Origin of the sequence: Methylomonas stagni (assembly GCF_050154735.1) — a bacterium.
Lineage (GTDB): Bacteria > Pseudomonadota > Gammaproteobacteria > Methylococcales > Methylomonadaceae > Methylomonas > Methylomonas koyamae_A.
Genome location: NZ_CP189557.1, coordinates 3,716,968 through 3,731,996 on the forward strand (window position 1 = coordinate 3,716,968; position 15,029 = coordinate 3,731,996).

The following is a 15,029-nucleotide window of genomic DNA, read 5'->3' on the forward strand; positions in this document are numbered from 1 at the left end:
ATTTTAAAGGAAATGGCCGTTTTCGAGGTCATTTAGGGGTAATAAACGGGTCGCAAACCGCATGATCTATGCTATTATCCCGGCCCGACATATGGCGGTTAACGCGGTCTATTAACCAGTCTATGTTCTTAATAAAAACAACTGTGAGGTTTATTACATGAAAATTTTCAAAAGTGCTGTTGTCGCTTTCTCCTTGGCTGTCGCGATGGGTTCTTTTTCGACTTCGGCCAGCGCCGAGTCCGACAAAGGCCGGGTTAGTTATAAGCCAATCGACGCGGTCAACATCGTGATCGAGCGCATCAGTGCAGCCGAAGCCGCAATCAACAACGGCGCGGAAGACGCCGAAGTTGCGGCTCTGATCAAAAAAGCCGCTGATTTCTCAGAAGAAATCAACGCCAACGACAAAGTTTCCAGAGAAAACTCCAAAGTCAGGGGTCACCTGAAAGCAGCTATCACTTCCGCGAAATCCGCGAACCTGCAAGAAGCGAAAGAGCATTTGGCAAAAGCTAAAGCCGGTACCGAAGGTCTGAAAAAATTGCTGTAATGTTTTTTAACAGGGTGCCTTTGGCACCCTGTTTTTTATCCCCCGTCGGTTTCGCGCAACGAAAACGGCATCTCCGCCAATTTATTTTCCAGCCAATTCAACGCATCGGCGGCGCTTCTCAACGTAGAAGGGTCCCAGTCGGGTTCGGCGTGTTTTGTCAGTAGGTCCCACCGAGCCAGCAGGTTCTTCAGTTTGCCGGCATTGCTGACGCTGAAATGCCAACGAGCCAGACAAGCGTCATACCAATCGTTTCCGCCACCCACGGCGATTTGCCGACGTAAGCCCTGTAATTGTCCGAGTACGTTCTCGATCATCGGCACCTGAGTGCCTATCCAGCTTTCGACTTGAATTTCGCTAATCGCCGCTATCGATCGACCGGGGTTGTCGGAGACGATTTTCAAGCAATGGATCAATTCGCTGCTGCCGAAGCGGACGGCGGTTTCGTAAAACGCCGACGCTTCCATGTCATATAAGGCGTCTTGGAGGTATGCCGTGTTCGGTTTCGACGAGGTGATCAGGCTGGCGGTCGGGCAGAGAAGGTCGAACGGCAGCTGCGGAAAGAAACAGCGGCCGGTGTCGGCGTCGACGACCTTGTCGGCCAAACAGACGTGGCCGATCGGATATTCCGGATGACCGGCGACGCCGAGATTAAGCAATACCGGATTAGTTACCGGCCGCAGGGCTAAGGCATACGCCACCGCGCCGGCCATCGCCGTTTTGCCGATACCGCTGACGACCACGGTACCGGCAGGGCCGGTGTACATCGAAAATGCCGAACTGTCGGAAGTCTTTTTCAGACTCCAGGCTCGGATCAGCGGTTTGGCTTCGCAGGCGAGCGCGGTAAAAACAAAGCGGTAAGGTGCAGAGTGGGTCACATTTTTCGAGAAAATTATCTTTATTAATTAACAGATTGTTGAAGCTTATTAATAACTCACTTAAATTTAGACTTCGTCAATTTGAAAAGGAGACGTACCGTGATCGCATCCCATTCGTCAGTGACCGAAACCACATCCACCCATCTGCACTGGGTTGAAGCCCTGCGCGAGGAACGTAGCGCGCTTTGGTCCCTGTATTGCCAAATCGCGGAAATGAAACCTTTCAGAGACGCTGGTCAGGTTAGGCCGATGCTATCCCAATTCTCGCAACTGCTGATCGATTACGTGTCGCTTGGTCATTTTGGGATTTACGAGCACGTATTGAGCGACGCTAAAGGCGCGTCGGAATTGCTGTCTTACGCAGGCAAGATTTATCCGGTGTACTCGAATACCACCGAGTCGGCGGTGACGTTCAGCGAACGCTACGATGACGGCCGGCGCAATTTCAAGACCGACAATTTAGCCAGCGATCTGTCCGAACTCGGCGAACATCTTGCCGAGCGGATGGAACTTGAAGACCGGCTTTGTTCCATGCTGTTGCATTGACCGATCTTCGCTACCGCCGATCCAACGCCGGCGGCAAGCTATTTCGGTTCATCGCCCGAGGTGCCGGAAGCCGAACCGCTGGCACCTTTGACGAACAAGTCTTTCATTCGGCTGAAGGCCGCCAGTAGCGTTTTATCCATCACCACTTGATTGCCGATCGAAACGATGACCCTGGCCAGCTCCGGTATCCGGGTTTTGGTCGCCAACATATAAATCGGCTGTACATACAGTATCGAATTGCCCATCGGCAATATCACCATACGGCCTTTCCGGACTTCGGAGCCTTGTTGGTTCCATAGCGTGAATTGGGCGGCGATTTCCGGATTTTGGTCGATCAGCGCATTGACCTGGGATGGACCGTTGACCTGGACCGCTTTGGGAAACTTGAATATCGTCAAGCCGGGTTGGTAGCTGTGATCGCAATTAATCGGGTCCATCGTGCCGGCAACGCCTACCATGCTCAAATTGTCTCTGTGCACCGGCGTCATTGGATTGATCATGACGAATTCTTCTTCGTCGTTACAGCGGTCGAAGTCCATCGTAATGAAATAAGGCAACACCGATTGGCCGTCCACGCTAGCGTATTCCCAGGTTTCGGCCTGCTCGTAGAAAAGCTCCGGGCTGCGCTGATGATACTTTGCGTAGATCTTCATCTGCATGTAGTACAGATCGCGCGGATAACGCAAATGTTGCAGCAGTTGGTCGGGCATATCCTTGAGCTTTTTGAATAGCCCTGGATATGCCCGATTATAGGCGGCGATAATCGGATCTTTGGGATCGGAGATGTAGTAATCGACGTCGCCGTCATAGGCGTCAACAACGATTTTCACCGAATTGCGAATGTAATTGAATTTATGCTTGCCGTCCAAATAATCGTCGGCGGCCGGCTTGGAGACCGGATAGTAATTGGATAGCGTGTAAGCGTCCTGAATCCAATAGAGCCGGTCTTTGTCGACGACCAGATAGGGATCTTTATCCAGATGCAGGAACGGCGTCAGTGCGGTAATCCGCTCGTCGATATTGCGGCGGATCAACACCTTGCTTTGGTTGGAAATGTTCGGCGAGAAAAAGATCTTTTCGTCCCGCAAATAAAACGCCAGCAACATTTTCCGAAAATACGATGGAATCGGGATGCCGGATTTGCCTTCGTAGTTGCTGCTGTCGCGCGAGCTGGAAATGTCCTTGACCGTTAAATTGTTCGGTACGATCGCGTATTGATACTTTTCCTGACCGTAGTAAATATCCGGGTGCGTGACCGAGAAGCCAACTTCGGAACTCATGTTCAGGTCGCGCAAATACCAAACGATAGGGATGCCGGCGTCTTGAGCGGCCGGCGAAATCACCGCGCCATAACCGTGCGTATAGCGCAGGTGTTTGTTTTCCCAGTTTTGCGCTTCCTTGGGCAGGCGTTCGATATTGACCTCGCGTGCGGCCAGATTGACTTGTTGATGATGGCCGTTGATGAAATATCGATCCTCGTCGACGGTCGGAAACACGTAATACGGCCGTATGCCTTGCAATTGCATGTAACTGTCGATCAAAAATTCGCGGTCCCAAACCGGAATATTTTCGAAATGCTTTTTGGTCGACCACTCTTCGATGTCCTTGGTGGCGTCCAGATTGACCTGAAAATCAATAGTTTTGATATTGTTCAGGTCGTATGCCGCCAACGTGGCGTCGATGTTACTCAACATCGATTCGCTTTCGGTACGCGTAAAATTGGGCTTGACGATGAATTTCTCGATCATCTCGGGAATAGAATGCGTGTGTTTCAATCCGCCCACGCTCAGTAAACCCAAGGTCGCCAGCACCGCCGGCACCTTGCTGCGATGGCGTTCGGAAAACACGTAGAACAGCGCGGCCGCGGCGATCGCTACCACGAAGAAGATTTCCAGCCAGATCAGCGGCAGCTGATAGTGCAACTCAACGAAGCCGGGGCCGAAAAACACCGGTTCGTTGCTGTCCACGTACAGTAGCGAGAAACGCTCCAGCAAATATCCCCAGATCACGAAAGCAACGACGAACAGGAACAGTGCGCCCAGATGGATTTTCGCGCCAAGCGGGAATTCCTTGCTCTGGTTGGGAACGAAGATGTGCTCCAGCCAATAGAGCACGCCGGTGGCCGCCAACACTAGAGTGGCGGTGATCAGCAACTCTTTCTGAATCAGTATGTAGATCGGGTAGGCAAACATGTAAAAGCTGACGTCGTTGCCGTAAACCGGATCGATGACGCCCGACGCGTTGCCGAAAAAAAACAGCAGGGCTTGTTCCCATTGCAGATAGAACGGTACCGCGATCGCGATCGCCAGTAGCAGGGATACCGGCGTGTAGATCTTGGTCGAGCCGCTCATGAAGATCTCGGCGAAGAGTTGGAAGCGCTTACGTTTGCCGTCGTCGAGCAGCACCTCGTCGGGTGGATTTAGGCCCAGGTAGCGGGAGGCGATCCAGAAATGGAACATGAAGACGGCGAAGAAGAATACCGTCACGGCACCGGAGAAGATGAAGCGATAAAGTAATCTCAGCCAAAAATAGGGTTCGAATTCCAGCGAACGAAACCACCACAAATCGACAAAAAAATCGAGAAACACGAAGTAAAACGCGACGTATGACACGACAACGGCGACCAAGGTCGCCGCCACGAACGCGGGTAACAGTTTCCAGTTACGCATAATTTCCTCTTTGCTTAGATTCCGGCACCGCCGCGATGGGCGCTTTGCCGCGCGGCCGGTGATTAGAGATCGCCCCCAGCCGAGCATTCTAACACCCAAATCCGGATTGTGACCTTTCGCGGTAAGGGACTCGGTTGGCGTAATAGGGCGTTGTTTAGGGGTAGGAAAAAGAGTATGGTCGGCGTCAATAACGAGAGCTTATCGATTAGGCCAATCACAACGAGGAAGGGGGAACTCATGGGTACATCCATGTCTATCGACGCCGGCAGACGCCGGTTTTTAAAGTATTCCGCCCTGGGCGGTGCGTGGGCGGCTTGTCCGCGATGGGTGAGTGCCGAGACGCTTCGAAATGCCCCGACGGCCGGTTTCCATCCGGACGTCGAGCTGGACTTCACGGCCAAGCTCGCTCGGGTCGAGATATTGAACCAAGGACCGGCGACGGCGGTACAGAAATTTTTCGGCACTGTGCGCAAGGGCCCGGCGAATAGCCTCGTGCAATTGCCGAACAACTACCTTGGGCCCATTTTGAATCTCCAGCAGGGCCAAAGGGTGCGGGTGTATTTCACCAATCAGCTTAGCGAGGCCACAATCATACATTGGCACGGCTTGCATGTTCCGCAAAGCAGCGACGGCCACCCGATGTATACGATAGCGCCGGGCGAGCAGTATGTGTACGAGTTCGAAGTACGTAACCCGGCCGGCACCAGTTTTTACCACTCGCACGCGCATAATCTGACCGCCGAGCAGGTCTATCGGGGATTGTCGGGGTTGATCGTGGTCCGGGACGCCGAGGAAGCCAAGCTGGATTTGCCGGACGGGGACTACGACCTACCGCTGGTGATACAAGATCGAAGCTTCGACAACCGCAACCAGCTCCGTTATGTACACGGCATGCCGCAACGGATGATGGGCTTTCTCGGCGACACCATTCTAGTCAACGGCAAGCCGAACGCCGGGTTTCAAGTCAAATCCAGGGCCTATCGGTTCAGGGCCTTGAACGGGTCAATTCCCGAATTTATAAGCTGGGCTGGGACGACGGCACGCCGCTGACCGCCATCGCTACCGACGCCGGTTTACTGGCCCGGCCGGAAACCCGGCCCTATCTGATGTTGGCGCCGGGCGAGCGTATCGATTTGTGGCTGGACTTCAGCGGCCGCGCGGTCGGATCGAAATTGACGCTATATAGTCTGCCGTACAGCGGGGTGATGCCGGCGATGTACGAACGGATGGGGCACGGAGGCATGATGCACGGCGGTATACACCAAGGCGCTAAATTTCCAATCGCGGTATTTGAAGTTACCGAAAAAGTCTCCGATTCGCCGAAATTGCCGGAAAAACTGGTGCCGTTCCGGCGCTTGACCGCCGCCGACACCGACAATGCCGATAGCCCGCTGCCGATCGCGCTTTCGATGCAGCCGATGCGGCCGCTATTGAACGGCATGTCGTTTGCGATGGACAGGGTCGTGGAAGCCGAGAAAGTACCGTTGGGATCGATCAAGAAGATCCGGATTTTTCACGACCATTCCCGCGGCGGTCACCGTGGCGGCATGGGTATGATGGGCGGTATGCGGCATGGAGGCGACGCAGACCCGAACCCCGAGCATGATATGGGGGGAATGGGAGGAGCGATGATGAATATGGCCCATCCGATTCATCTACACGGCCAGCAATATCAGATTCTGTCCCGACATGCCGCCGATACCGATGGCTACGCCAGCGTCAAGGACGGATTTATCGACAGCGGTTGGAAAGATACGGTGCTGGTGATGCCGGGAGAAGTCGTGGAAATCGCCAAACCGTTTCAGGATTATAAAGGCTTGTTTCTTTACCACTGCCATAACCTCGAGCACGAGGATTTGGGGATGATGCGGCAGTTTTACGTTTATTGAAGCGGGAGCGGCTCCGAGCGAGGCGCTCGGAGCCGTGCAGCATTATTTTTTGGCGAACATCGACAGGATGCGTTCGCGGTTGATGTAAGCCGCGTACAGCAAGCCGCCAAGCAGAATACCGTTAAACAGTTGACCGAAGAACGACGTGTCCGAGCCGGTCGGTTGCGCCGTTGCGTCGGTTTTCGGCGCTACCGGCGGGGGCGGCACGAAAGCGGCCTGCTTTTTAGTGGTGATTTCCGGCAAGCCTAAACTTTTCCAGGCGTCGTAATCTTGCCAGGCCGGAAATTTGCCTTGCCAGAATTCCTTGGTGAAATAAGGCGCCAGACTCATGCCGTGAACTTTGGGTATGCCCCGTTCGTCCATGAACCCTTTGTAGACGACCAAGCTGATGTCGCCGCCCTCGCCCATGCCGTTGGTCGTGAACGATTTTTCGACGTGGTCGTGGAACATCCACACGCCTTGACCGAAGCTATTCAGGCCGTCGTCGACGCCGTTCAGTTCCAAATCCAGACGCTGCGCCGGCACCATGCCGTGTACGTCGCGTTTGATGTAGGAAGACGGGCCGTTATCGACGCCGTCGTAGTGCGTCACCATCGGCTTGTGGCCGTGTATGTGCAGCGCGAAGGCTTCTTCATGACCGTTGAGAACCCGCAGTTTCACCTTTTTGTTTTCTTCCATCAGAATCAACGATTCCCGCAAGGTGTACGGAAACGAGCGCCCGTTCAGCATGAAGTAATCCGGCTTGGCATCCGTGATGTCGTATTCCTGATTCAAGCGGCGCGCCAATAGGCGCGGATCATTGGCCGACCGAGCCATTTCGTGCAATTCCTTGTCGGCGGACTGGTAGTGTAAGTCGTATTCGGCCGCGTACTTTTCCTTGACGGCGACCGAAGGATGGCGAACCTGGCCGTTGCCGACGTTGAAAACTTGCACCCAGTTGTTTGGCCGGTTTTCCTCGACGACGAAAATGCCTTGCAAACCCATCGGAATGTGGACGTGCGGCTGGACGTGGCAATGGTAATACATCGTGCCGGGTTGGCGCGGCTTGATCACGTAAGTTTTGCTTTGGCCGGGCAACACGTCCATTTGGCTGGTTTGACCGACGCCGTCATTGCCTTCGCCGCTATGATCCATGTAGGGATGGTCGATGCCGTGCAAATGGATGGAGTGCGGAAAGTAATGATTGTTTTCCAGTACGATCCAGACAATGTCGCCCTGCTCGACCCTTATGGTTGGCGAGGGTGCTCTGAGCAAAGGGTTGGCGATGGGTTCGTAAAGACTCAGCGTCGACATGTCGCGAGTTTTCGGCGCGAATACCCAGAAGGTCGGTTGAATGCCGGGCGCGATGTCGAAAGTGGTGGTCGGTTCGCGCATGTCGGGCGAATGGCCGTTCAGTTCGGCGATTTCCAGCTTGATGATGTAATGGTCGGGATCGCCGTCGCCGTCCATATCGTTGCTGACAGTCAGCGCGTCGGCGGCCAACTGTGTTTCCATCAGCGTCGCCATCGATATATTGTTGGTGCCTTTGACGAAGGCCGCGACCTCGGCGGGATTATCTGGGTTACACATCCGTGATTCTTGTATTTCCACACCGTCGATCACTTGCGCGTCACGCCATTTGGCATCGGTAAATTCCGAACAAACTTCCTCTGCCGCACCCAATTTAACGCTGGTCGAGCTCGGCAGCTTGTCGGCGACCGCTAGGGCAAGCGGAGACAACGGCAGCAGCAGAGCCCCACACAGCATGGGGATAACCTTTTTATGCATAGAAAAACCTCATAAAGCAGACGACTATCTAGCCACCCGGGTGGCGGCCAAGAACATTAGAAAAGCGCGATACTGTAACCAGAACCCATAGGCAAAGTACAGCAATTCTTTATTACCGGAGTCGCTTGGATAGATGCGGTTTTCGCAAACCAAACAATGCCCTTTATAATTCCACGACGCTAGCAAATTACTAGCCGATCCGGCCTTCTTCACTGATTTCATCGCTATCATGCCCAGCTCCAGAATCCTGCTGTTCCTATTGTTGATACTTGCCGTTCACGGCGGTTACGACTGGTTGTCCAATCGCCCGCAAGACGCGGGTACTGACGTGCCTTCCGGCAAACTGCGCAGTTTGTCGTTCGCGCCATTCCGCGAGGGCTATAGTCCCCTAGAAGAGATTTATCCGCTCGCCGAACACGTCGAAGAAGATTTGCAGGTGGTGGCCGATAAGACCGAAACCATCCGCACCTATTCGAGTCTGGGCGGTTTGCAGCCGACGCCGGATTTGGCCCGCAAATCCGGCTTGAAAATGATACAGGGCGCCTGGATAGGCGGAGGTTATAAGGATAACCGCAAGGAAGTCGATGCGTTGATCCAATCAGCCAACGCCAATCCGGATGTGGTGAAACGGGTGATTGTCGGTAACGAGGTGCTGCTGCGCGGCGAGTTAGACGTGGATCGGCTGATCGGCTACATCCGCGAGGTGAAGCGGGCGGTCAAGCAACCGGTGTCTTACGCCGATGTGTGGTCGATGTATATGAAGCATCCCAAGTTGTTCGCCGAGGTGGATTTCATCACCATCCATATTTTGCCCTATTGGGAGGACGAGCCGATTTCGGTCGATAATGCCTCCCAGCATTTGGAAAAGATCGTTCGCCAAGTCGAAAACGAAGCGCGCGGCGTGGCACCGGGCAAGCCGATATTAATTGGCGAGTCGGGCTGGCCCAGCGCCGGGCGGCAACGGGGCATGGCGGTACCCGGCGTGGTCAACGAAGCCAAGTTCATTCGCGGCATGATACAGGTCGCCAATCGGCACGGCTTCGACTACAACATCGTGGAAGCCTTCAACCAACCCTGGAAAAGCGAGCTGGAAGGCGTGGTCGGCGCCAATTGGGGTTTGTTGTCGGTCGATAGGGAGCCGGTGTTTCCGTTGACCGGACCGGTTTACGAAAACCCGGATTGGCCGATTACTTATGCGCTCGCCTCGTTATTGCTGCTGTTGGCGGCTGGGCTTTTTCGAAATTCACTGGCGACGTTGCCTATTAGTCGCTTGATTTTGTTTTTGGCGTTGGCCCAAGTGTTTGCCGCCTGTTTGGTGGGTTTGGCCGACTTTCTTTGGTATACCAGTTATAGCGTTTGGCAACGCGCCTATACCGTGGTTATCACGCTCGCCAATACCGGTTTGGCGGCCGCGTTGTTGTATCGTTGTTCGGCGATTTTACGCGATAAAGCCGGCGATTTCGGAATGGCCAATATCTTGCGCACCGCGTATATGCTGTTTATCGGTTTGGCGTTCTATAAAACATACGGTTTGGCTTTTCACGGCCGATATTTGAGTTTTCCAATCGAACAGTTTGCAATACCCGCGCTCGGTATCCTGGGTTTGATGGCTTGTCAGTGGCTGGCGCACGGCAAGATCAATCGTCAGCTATTGTCTTTCGATCAATTAATCGGTTGGAATTTAGGTCGTCGACGCGATCCGCTGATCGCTTATTCCCTGATGCTAGCCTGTTTGGCGATGGTCTTTGGAGAAGCTATGGCCTTCTTGGGCGGCCGAGATTTTATCCAGGCCCATCCTGGATTGTCCGCAGGTTTACCGGTCGCGTTGGAATATACCTTATATAACCGGCAACTCTTGGGCTGGTTAGGTTGCTTGGTAACGTTGTCGCTGCCGTTCTGGACCAATCGTCACCGCGCCGAATGACATTGATTTCGGCCTAACCGTGTACGAAGTAATTTTTGACGCGGATCGAGTGACAGTTTGCCGCGCGGCAATTTGTCACATTTCCAAATCGAGAGGATGCCAATAAACTATGTGCAACTCTTGTATGCGCTCCCTCTCCTAAAGGGTAAAGAGTTTAATATCCTTCCTCAATGCGGCCTCAGTGCCGCATCTTTTTTGGACGAGGTTACTTATGGAACGGAACTTTTGCTCTACTAAGTCCGCGTTTGTTCATCCCAACGAGCTAAATCGGCGGACGGCTTTCCATGAAGCGGGGCATGCCGCCGCGATACATTTAGGCAATCGCCAAAAACAATTACCCCCGGTATTTTTCGAAATCCAACTTAAACGTCCCAGCCTCGATAGTCGATACTTTACCGCCAAAGTCGTCGATGGCAATTTAATTCAAAATTTGCCGATAGCGGTGCTGGAAAGTTTCGCCACATTTTCCGACGAACCCTATCAGCATAGTTGTCAAAGGGCTTACGAAGCCGATGTCGTCAACTTATTGGTCGGGCCTTTGGCCGAAGCTAAATATGTGGCTATTCGAGACGACGAGGTTTTCAACCTGGGTCTAATGAGTTTTGAAGCCCTACATAATTACGGCGGTTACAGCGACTTGGAAAAAGCCGAAGGGTATTTGGAATGTTTCATCGCTTCCAAAGCTCAGCGCGAAGAAAAAATGCAGGAATTGCTGGAACAGGCTTTCCGTTTCGTCGAAAACTCCTGCCATTGGCAATGTATATTAAGTTTGGCGAATTTTATCCTGGATAGCCAGCAGGAAGTCATTTCCTGCGACGAGGCAATCGGTATTTTCGATCGTTGCTTGGAGCCGGTGGCTCTATTTCAAAAGTTTACGAGAACCGTAAGTTACGCGTAATCGTTATTGCCACCGAATTTAGCCGTTTTGTCGAAACAAACAAGTCGATTCGGTTAGTTGTCAATCTCGGCCGCATACACCGTGCATCGGTTGCGGCCCAAGCGTTTTGAATGGTACAAGGCCTTGTCGGCTCGAACAAATACATCGTCGTGCGTGTCATCGTTGTCGAATGCGCTAATACCGCAGCTTAACGTCAGATCGATTTGCTCGCCGTTGGAATTAAAGCCGCATCCTTGAATCATTTTCCGCAAATGCTCGGCGACTTCCAGTGCTTGCAGCGCGCTGGTGTTGGGCATCAACATCACGAACTCTTCGCCGCCGTAGCGCGCCACGAAATCGGTTTCGCGACAATTGTTAGCCAGCAATTGACCAACCAAGGTCAGGGTTTTGTCGCCGGCTTTGTGTCCGTAAGTATCGTTGATGCGCTTGAAATAATCGATATCCCAAACCACCAGAGACAACGGCGAACGATAGCGGCGCCACCGGTTTTGCTCCATTTCGGCCCGGTTATTGTAGGCGGCGCGGTTCGGTAGCCCGGTCAACGGATCGCCCAAGGCGCGGTCGTGTTCAATTTTCAGTTTGGTCCGTAGCGATTCGGTTTCCGATTCCAGTTCCATCAGCTTGAGTGCCATCGTCTCAATCTTCAGCTGGGCTTCTTGTTGTCTGGCATCTTCTTGCTGTTTGTGTTCCAACAGTTGTAGTAACAGCCGATCCAGATGTTCGCCGGTCTTGCTTTTGACGCTGCTCAATTCGTCGACAGAACGCATCGTATCCTGAAAATCGTGAACTTGGCGTTGTATCGAATGATTCAACGAGTCGCGACTATCGATCGACAGTCGATTCGCTTCGCTGGCGATTTCAGCTTGTTGCTCGATCTCGATCAATTGATTGCTCAAATCGGATAAGAACGCATCAACGCCGGATTGTTCGGAAACGGTAAAATCCCTAACGTTCAACAACAGGCTGAATGCCGAATCGATGACTTTTCGATAGGATTGTTCGCCGTCGCGTTCTCGAATGCGTTGCCGCAATGACGTGGTATGTTGCTGGAAGCGTAGCGGTACTTCGGATTCGGCGAGCAGTTCGTCCAGGCGGTTTAATAGATAATCGTCCTGGGCGGCTGGGTAGGTTTGCGTTTCCGGTTTGACGTCTTGTTTGGTTTTGGAAATATGTAGCAGGGTTTTGGAAACCGAGTGCAAGTCGCCGACCAAATCGTTCAAATTGGCGCCGTTTCTGAGCTTGCCACCTATCGTCACCAAATGGGGTTCCAATAATTTGTGGCTGCCCTGGCTAAATATCAGCAGTTGCAACACCAATTTGTACAAAAACTTTTCGATGTCGGCCGGTTTGGCGTACGGGGACATGACTTCCATTTAATAAATCCCGATTATGCGACTATGCAACGATTTCGGCCGTTCTGTTTGGCTTGATATAAACCTTTATCGGCCCTGTCGAAGATGGTTTCTTGGGTGTCGTTGGCGGCAAATTGACTGATGCCTCCGGAAATCGTGATCGCCAAACGGTTACCGTTCGCTACGAAGCCGCTGTTGCCGACGATGGCCCGCAATTTTTCGGCGACCGACAATGCCGCTTGGGCATCGGTGTCCGGCAACAGCATCACGAATTCCTCGCCGCCGAAGCGGGCAACGAAGTCGCTTTGCCGACAGTGTTTGGATAACAGTTTGGCGATGGCTACCAAGGCCTTATCGCCGGATTTGTGGCCGTAGGTGTCGTTGATGGCCTTGAAAAAGTCCACGTCCCAGACGATCAACGAGAACGCCTGAAGAGTGCGTCGATAGCGCGCGATTTCGAGGTCAATCCGTTCTTCGAACGCAAGCCGGTTTGCCAAACCGGTCAACGGATCCCGCGTGGCGCGGTGTTGCGCTTGGTCCAAGCGTTCCCGCAATTCGCCGGATTCCGCTTCCATGTCTTTCAATTTTTCCGATAACACCCGCAATTCGCGGTCGACTTTTTCGCGTTCCTGCTGTTCCAGTTGATTGTGAGCTTGGATTTGTTGGCTAATGGTCTGCAAGCGGCTATTGATCAACTGTTTGAGGGGTTCGAGCTGGGTGGCGTTGGCCGATTGCGTTTGCAAATCCACCAGTTGATCCGAGACCGTGCGATCCAGCAGGTTACGTTTTTTGGCCGAAGATTCGTTAGCCAGATTGACGCCGATGGCCTTGATGCCCAGCTCGGTCAATTGTTCGGTCAATTTCGACAGAAACGCCGCCATTTCCAATTGCTCGGCTTCCATGTATTTTTTGATGGTGAGCAATAACGCCACGGTGTCGTCGAAAATGGGTCCCAATGACTGGTTTTCGTTCAGACGGTGCTTGATTTGCGCCGATTTCTCGGCGAATTGGGTTGGAATATCGATGCTTTCAAGCAGTCTCATTAACTGCAGATTGATGGCCTTCTTGTCGATCTCGGCGAAATCCAGCGCCAAATCGATACTGTTGGCCGATTTGTCCTGGTCGATCAACTCCAGCAGCGCCATGTACAGCGCTTGATTATTGGCGAATTGCCGGTTTTGGTAGCGTTGCTGTATATCTTCGAACTGGTCTGGCCATTGCGGATACAGCTTGCCCAGAAATTCGAACAGCAATGTGGAATCGAGCGGATGATTGGCTCCATCGTCTTCCAGCATGATCAAGGCACTGGAGAACGCGGTCAGTTCCTTTTGCAGCAACTGGCTTTGCAAGCCATTTTTCAGTAGGTTGCGTATCCGGTTTAAGTGGGGGTCCAATTGGCGATTGAGACCCTTAACCGCCAACGCGAAACGGACGATGGTTTTACAAAGCAGATCTTCGTTGGCCTTGTACTGTTTTTCGGTTTTTTCCTGGTCTTCAAGCAGGCGGAAGTACTTTTCCTTCCACTGTTCCTGCCCGTCATCCTTGTTCCTGAAAAAAACCATGAAACATGCCCCAAAATTTACAATTCGCCGACGGAGAATTATAGACTATTCAATATAAGTCGCGCGGCGGCCGGACCTTGGCCCGGCCGAACAACGCGCTGGGGCTGGTTATTTCTTTTGGGATTCTTGCGCGATCAGTTCGTTGGTCACGCTAATCATATTGGCTTGGGATTTGGCGGATTGCCCGGTCACTTTATATTTGCCGTTAATAATCAAGGCCGGTACGCCGGTGATGCCGTAGCGCGGCCCCATCGCTTCGGCCTGGCGTAATTTGGCGTCGACCATGAAGGAATTGTAAGCATTGCGAAAATCTTCGTCCTTGACACCGTGTTCGGCGAAGAATTTAGCCAGTTCGTCTTCGCTGATCAGTTTTTGTTTTTTGTTCTGAATGGTGTCGAAAAAGTCTGCATGGACTTTATCCAGCACGCCGAGGGCCTCGGCGGTAAAAAACGCCTTGGCGTGCTTGCCCCAGATGTCGCTAAAAACCGCGGGTTGGCGGATGAACTCGACATTGGCCGGCTTGGTTTTCAGCCATTCCGCCATCGACGGTTCCAGGCTGTAGCAATGCGGGCAGCCGTACCAAAAGAATTCGATCACCTCGACTTTCTCTGGATTTTGTACCGGTTGGGCGGGGGTCAAGGTTTCGTAGCCGCCTTCCGCGCGCACCAGCGCGGTGAAGCAAAACAGGCCTAATATCGCGATTTTTTTCAACATCTATAGTTCTCCGTAAGAATGAAATCCCAACAAAAATGTTATCCCGGTCGGCATGAATGAAACAGGATACATGGCCGCCGAATCCGGCATTGTCGGTTCAGACTCGGCTGTCCCGATAAAGTGCCGACACTATAGCCGCCGCTACGAAAAACGCAAAATTCGGGCGGATGAAGACGGGTTGGCACGACGGTTGGCGTTACGCTGGACGCCGATTCGGCAAGCTCCGCATCCGGCTGTTTTAGGAGGAGGTCGGATGTCGCCCGTTGCGGGCCGACAATGCGGAGGGAGG

The 15,029-nt window shown here is 53.0% G+C and carries 12 protein-coding genes; 6 read left to right on the plus strand and 6 right to left on the minus strand.

The window, feature by feature from the left end; all coding sequences use genetic code 11:
• Positions 1–157 precede the first annotated feature (157 nt).
• Complete coding sequence (locus ACP4CD_RS17055; RefSeq protein ID WP_064031462.1) at positions 158–544, plus strand: hypothetical protein; 387 nt, start codon at positions 158–160, stop codon at positions 542–544.
• A 35-nt stretch (positions 545–579) separates the two neighbouring features.
• On the opposite strand, the gene ACP4CD_RS17060 is transcribed toward ACP4CD_RS17055, so the two are convergent.
• Positions 580–1,419 carry a hypothetical protein gene (locus tag ACP4CD_RS17060; protein WP_426991775.1) on the minus strand — a complete coding sequence of 280 codons (840 nt, stop codon included), beginning with the start codon at positions 1,417–1,419 and terminating at the stop codon, positions 580–582.
• Positions 1,420–1,518: 99 nt separating this feature from the next.
• Here ACP4CD_RS17060 and ACP4CD_RS17065 point away from each other — a divergent pair, with 99 nt between their 5' ends.
• Positions 1,519–1,965 (plus strand): Rsd/AlgQ family anti-sigma factor, encoded by a 447-nt coding sequence (locus tag ACP4CD_RS17065; protein ID WP_426991777.1) that lies wholly within the window; start codon positions 1,519–1,521, stop codon positions 1,963–1,965.
• Positions 1,966–2,003: 38 nt separating this feature from the next.
• On the opposite strand, the gene ACP4CD_RS17070 is transcribed toward ACP4CD_RS17065, so the two are convergent.
• Entirely contained in the window at positions 2,004–4,634 is a 2,631-nt protein-coding gene (locus tag ACP4CD_RS17070; protein WP_426991779.1) for a UPF0182 family protein, read from the minus strand.
• A gap of 249 nt (positions 4,635–4,883) precedes the next feature.
• Between ACP4CD_RS17070 and ACP4CD_RS17075 the strand changes: the two genes are divergently transcribed.
• The gene (locus tag ACP4CD_RS17075) at positions 4,884–5,684 is read left to right on the plus strand and encodes a multicopper oxidase family protein (protein ID WP_426991780.1); all 801 of its coding nucleotides are present in this window, start codon (positions 4,884–4,886) and stop codon (positions 5,682–5,684) included.
• 56 nt (positions 5,685–5,740) lie between these two features.
• Positions 5,741–6,523 (plus strand): multicopper oxidase domain-containing protein, encoded by a 783-nt coding sequence (locus tag ACP4CD_RS17080; protein WP_426991781.1) that lies wholly within the window; start codon positions 5,741–5,743, stop codon positions 6,521–6,523.
• 42 nt (positions 6,524–6,565) lie between these two features.
• On the opposite strand, the gene ACP4CD_RS17085 is transcribed toward ACP4CD_RS17080, so the two are convergent.
• Entirely contained in the window at positions 6,566–8,290 is a 1,725-nt protein-coding gene (locus ACP4CD_RS17085) for a multicopper oxidase domain-containing protein (RefSeq protein ID WP_064031459.1), read from the minus strand.
• Between the two features lie 229 nt (positions 8,291–8,519).
• Here ACP4CD_RS17085 and ACP4CD_RS17090 point away from each other — a divergent pair, with 229 nt between their 5' ends.
• Both ACP4CD_RS17090 and ACP4CD_RS17095 read left to right on the plus strand, forming a co-directional pair.
• Positions 8,520–10,214 (plus strand): exo-beta-1,3-glucanase, encoded by a 1,695-nt coding sequence (locus ACP4CD_RS17090; RefSeq protein WP_426991782.1) that lies wholly within the window; start codon positions 8,520–8,522, stop codon positions 10,212–10,214.
• A gap of 211 nt (positions 10,215–10,425) precedes the next feature.
• Positions 10,426–11,112, plus strand: a complete 687-nt coding sequence (locus ACP4CD_RS17095; protein ID WP_064031456.1) for a hypothetical protein — start codon at positions 10,426–10,428, stop codon at positions 11,110–11,112.
• Between the two features lie 53 nt (positions 11,113–11,165).
• Here ACP4CD_RS17095 and ACP4CD_RS17100 read toward each other — a convergent pair whose 3' ends face one another.
• From ACP4CD_RS17100 to ACP4CD_RS17110, 3 genes are all read right to left on the minus strand, one after another.
• The gene (locus tag ACP4CD_RS17100) at positions 11,166–12,485 is read right to left on the minus strand and encodes a GGDEF domain-containing protein (protein WP_426991783.1); all 1,320 of its coding nucleotides are present in this window, start codon (positions 12,483–12,485) and stop codon (positions 11,166–11,168) included.
• 14 nt (positions 12,486–12,499) lie between these two features.
• Complete coding sequence (locus ACP4CD_RS17105; protein WP_426991784.1) at positions 12,500–14,026, minus strand: diguanylate cyclase; 1,527 nt, start codon at positions 14,024–14,026, stop codon at positions 12,500–12,502.
• Between the two features lie 108 nt (positions 14,027–14,134).
• On the minus strand, positions 14,135–14,740 hold the full coding sequence (locus ACP4CD_RS17110; RefSeq protein WP_168028630.1) for a thiol:disulfide interchange protein DsbA/DsbL: 606 nt from the start codon (positions 14,738–14,740) through the stop codon (positions 14,135–14,137).
• Positions 14,741–15,029: the final 289 nt, after the last annotated feature.